This window comes from Candidatus Acidiferrales bacterium, assembly GCA_036514995.1.
Classification (GTDB): domain Bacteria; phylum Acidobacteriota; class Terriglobia; order Acidiferrales; family DATBWB01; genus DATBWB01.
In genome coordinates, this window is record DATBWB010000118.1 from 1 (window position 1) to 4,164 (window position 4,164).

4 protein-coding genes are annotated in these 4,164 nt (G+C 61.8%); 2 read left to right on the forward strand and 2 right to left on the reverse strand.

What is annotated here, in order from left to right; translation table 11 throughout:
• Window positions 1-974 (forward strand): hypothetical protein (locus VIH17_08475; GenBank protein ID HEY4683271.1); only part of this gene is annotated, 974 nt, incomplete at its 5' end.
• Window positions 975-1,127: 153 nt separating this feature from the next.
• Window positions 1,128-2,627, forward strand: a complete 1,500-nt coding sequence (gene glpK, locus VIH17_08480; protein ID HEY4683272.1) for a glycerol kinase GlpK — start codon at window positions 1,128-1,130, stop codon at window positions 2,625-2,627.
• Window positions 2,628-2,637: 10 nt separating this feature from the next.
• Here glpK and VIH17_08485 read toward each other — a convergent pair whose 3' ends face one another.
• Window positions 2,638-3,681, reverse strand: coding sequence for a Gfo/Idh/MocA family oxidoreductase (locus tag VIH17_08485; protein ID HEY4683273.1), 1,044 nt, complete (start codon window positions 3,679-3,681; stop codon window positions 2,638-2,640).
• Between the two features lie 235 nt (window positions 3,682-3,916).
• A partial coding sequence (locus tag VIH17_08490) for an IS256 family transposase (protein HEY4683274.1) occupies window positions 3,917-4,164 on the reverse strand: 248 nt, incomplete at its 5' end.

Here is a 4,164-nt window from a genome sequence, read left to right on the forward strand (position 1 = left end):
CAGTCAACCCGGATGCCGTTATCCCCTTAGTGGATCACTGGAACCTCGGGTTTCAGTGGCTGCTGTCAGGCGACATTGCTGCCACGCTCGACTACGTCGGCACGAAAGGCACCCACCTCTCCATTCTCCGCAACCTCAACCAGGTGTTCTTCAACCCGGATGGGACTCCCACCTCAACTTTGCCTTTCCCTGCGCTGGGGCCAATCGAATTCCGGGACAACGTCGGCAACTCGAACTATCACGCCATGGAGTTGACCGTCGAGAGGCGGTTCCGAGCCGGCCTGGGCTTTCGTGCTGCCTACACGTTGTCGAAATCAATTGACTCTTCGCAGGAGCACCTGTTCAGCGGCGGCACCGGCAGCTTTTTGCAGAACGCGCACAACATCCGCGAACGTCGCGGGCCGAGTGACTTCGACGTCCGCCACCTCTTTGTTACCAGCTACATCTACGAGCTGCCGTTCGGCCCCACTCGCACCTACGTCACCGACGGCCCAGCTTCTCACCTCCTCCGCGGCTGGCGCGTCAGTGGCGTCACCACCCTGTATGGTGGCCGGCCCTTTACCATCCGTGCAAGCGGCAATGACAGCGCTCTCGGCGGCCCGAGGGGCGGAGGCATGGTCAGCGCCCTCGCCGATTGCCTCGGCGATGGCAGCCTGTCGCGGGACGAGCGAAGTATCGACCGCTGGTTTGATTCCACTGCTTACGCCGTGCCCAGTCCCGCCCGGCTGGGTACTTGCGGTCGCAATACCCTGTACGGGCCCGGGTCCGTCAATTTCGACTTTGGGCTCGCGCGGTTGTTCGACTACTTCGGCGAAAAGCGCCGGCTGGAGTTTCGCTGGGAGATGTTCAATATCTTCAACACTGCCCAGTTCGGCCTTCCGGAACGAAATAGGTCCAGCAGCGGCGTGGGCCGGATTTCGTCGCTGTCCGGTGACCCGCGCGTAATGCAGTTCGCCTTGAAGTTTTACTACTAGCCGTTTTCTGGTGCCTTGAGGCCATTCGGGCCGGAGCCAACGGAAACGACCTGTCCTTGTTCGCATTTCTTCCTTTTCGAAAGCAACCGAACGCGGGAGAGTTCCAGCTTCTTCCGGTGCCCCGACCCAACCGGTTCCCGGGACAGCCATGCCATGCGGTACATCCTAAGCATCGACCAAGGAACGACTAGCTGCCGGGCATTCGTTTTTGACGAATCGGGGAAAGCGGTCGCCTCGGCGCAGCGGGAATTCGCTCAACACTATCCCCAACCCGGCTGGGTGGAGCATTCCGCCACGGAAATCTTCCAGACGCAATACCAAGTCTGCTGTGACGCGTTGGCGCGAGCAGCCGTCCCCAGCGAGCAGATCGCGGCATTGGGCATCACCAACCAACGGGAGACTGTCGTTGTCTGGGATCGGGCTACGGGCGAGCCGATCACCAACGCCATTGTCTGGCAGTGTCGCCGAACGGCTCCGCTGTGCGAAGAGTGGAAACAGCGCGGCTGGGAAGAGGATATCCGGGCCCGAACCGGGCTGCTGCTCGATCCCTATTTTTCCGGCACGAAGCTCCGCTGGATTCTGGACAACGTGCCAGGAGCTCGGCGGGCCGCTGAGCGCGGCGAGTTAGCTGCAGGCACAATTGATTCTTGGTTGTTGTGGAAACTGACCGGCGGTGCCGTCCACGCCACGGATGTGAGCAATGCCAGTCGCACCATGCTGCTGAACCTGGACCGCGGCGAATGGGACACCGAACTGCTGCGTTTGTTCGATATTCCGCAGGCATTGTTGCCACGCGTCTTGCCTTCGGCCACCTGCTACGGGGAAACGCAGGAAGCTTGGTTTGGACGCAGGCTACCCATTTTGGCCCTGGTAGGAGATCAGCAAGCGGCGTTGTTCGGGCAAGCTTGTTGGCGGCCCGGCATGGTCAAGAGCACCTACGGCACTGGCAGCTTCGTGCTCCTCCATACGGGAGAAAAGCCGCTGCGGGGCCGCGGGCGCCTGCTGAGCACTGTGGCCTGGAAGCGCGGTGAGAATCCTACCGAGTACGCCCTGGAGGGCAGTGTCTTCGTCGCCGGTGCGGCTCTGCAATGGCTGCGCGATGGACTCGGAGTGCTGGAATCAGCGGACCAATCCGAAGCCTTGGCCAGCTCAGTGGCCGACTCCGGAGGCATCTATTTTGTGCCTGCATTTGTGGGCTTGGGGGCTCCCCACTGGGATCCATCAGCGCGTGGGCTGATCGTTGGCGTGACCAGGGGCACGCGCCGGGAGCACCTCGTGCGCGCGGCCCTGGAAGCGGTGGCGTTCCAAACCCAAGACCTCCTGACAGAAATGACCGCGGACTCCCCCGTCCAAGTCCGCGAATTGCGCGTGGACGGTGGCATGGCGGCGAACAACTTCTTGCTCCAGTTTCAAGCCGACTGCTTGGGCCTTCCTGTAATTCGCCCATGCCAAACCGAGACGACCGCCCTCGGCGCAGCCTTCCTCGCCGGTCTAGAAGCCGGTGTCTGGCGGGGGTTGGACGAAATTGAGCAGCTCTGGTCGCCCGATCGCGTCTTTGAGCCTGCTCAGAATCGAGCTTACGCCGAGACCGCTTACGCAGGTTGGAAGAAAGCAGTTCAACTGGCCCGGAGTTGGTCCAGCCAAGCCTGCTGAGGACAGCGCGTCACGACGCCGCGGGCGACCGCCGGACACGCGAGAGTTCGAGAAGCATTATGGGCCGGGATTCGCGACAGGAAAGCTGCGCAGCCAGCGCTACCGCGAGTGCCTCTCTGCCGTCCTTGCCGGTCACACGCGGAGGACGGCCCGCCAAGATTGTTTGGACGAAGTCGCGGACTTCGTTCAGGTAGGCGTCCGCAAAGCGTTCCAGCCAGTGCGAAACGACATCGTGGCTGGCCCCGGCTCCCGTCAGCACCAACTGCGGTGTTTGGCGTAAGTATCCCACCTGGATAGTTCCTTTGGAGCCGACGATTTCTGTGCGAATATCGTAGCCGTAGCGTGCCTGCCGGAACGACTCGACATTTCCGATCGCACCACGCGAAAATCGCAGGTTTACCACGCCCGCATCGATATCCCCAAATTGGGCCAGCTCCGGAAAAGTGAGGATGCCACCAAAGGCGTGGACCTCGGCCACTTCGTCGTTCATGAGCCACCGCGCCAGGTCAAATTCGTGGATGCTGGAGTCCAGGAAAAGCATTCCGTTCAGACCGGCCTCGAAATAGCTGAGGGGCGGCGGTTCGCGGTCGCGCCCGATGGCCTTAAACACGACCGGGTCGCCTATCTCGCCCGCTTCAATGCGCTTCTTGGCGTCGGCATAGGCGGGGTCATACCGGCGCATATGCCCCACCTGAAGCCGAACGCGAGCCTTTTCGACGGCAGCCAAAGCACCATCCGCTTCTTCGAGCGTCAGAGTCAGCGGTTTCTCGCAAAGGATGTCCTTTCCCGCAGCGGCAGCGAGTTGGATTGCTCCCGCGTGGAACTTGGCTGGCGAGGCGATGACAACGGCCTGGATGTCTTTCCGCTCAACGAGCGCTTCAATGCTGCCATAGTGATAATCGACCTCAAGCTCGGCAGCGACCTGCCGGGCGCGCTCGCGGTCGGCGTCGGCGACAGCGACCAACCGCGCTCCAGGGACGGCGCGGCGCAAATTCTCCGCATGATGCTTTCCCATCGCCCCCACTCCCACCACACCCAGCCCCACTTTGCTCATTTGCAACCCCTTCGTCTAAGCGCTTTGGCCAGCCTTATTTTCGCCCACCTGCCGCCCCTGTCAAGGAGCATGTCCCAGATTTAGTTGAAAGTGGCGGCTCTCGTGGAGCTGCACTTTAGGCCACCTGCGCCTGGGGGTGCAACTCGGGATTCAGTTTTCTCTCCAACTCTTTCAGCTCCCGATAGCCTTTCACCTTCCGGAACTTTTTCTCCGCTTCGAGCAGTCCGGCGGCGGTTCAGCGGGCGATATGATCCCCTCCCTGCCAGCGTTTCACGTTGCGGGTGACGTGGCGCACCGTCGAAAGACACGACTCGATCAGGTTCGTGCTCGACAGGCTGCGTCGCAGCAGCGGCGCCACCCCCAACCGGTGCAGGGTGAGGGTTTCTTCCATTCCTTCTTCGAGGCTGCGCGCTGCGCTCGGGTTCACCTCGCACAACTGCCGCCAGAGCTTCTGCAACGCCGCTTTCGCTTCGCCGTAGTCGG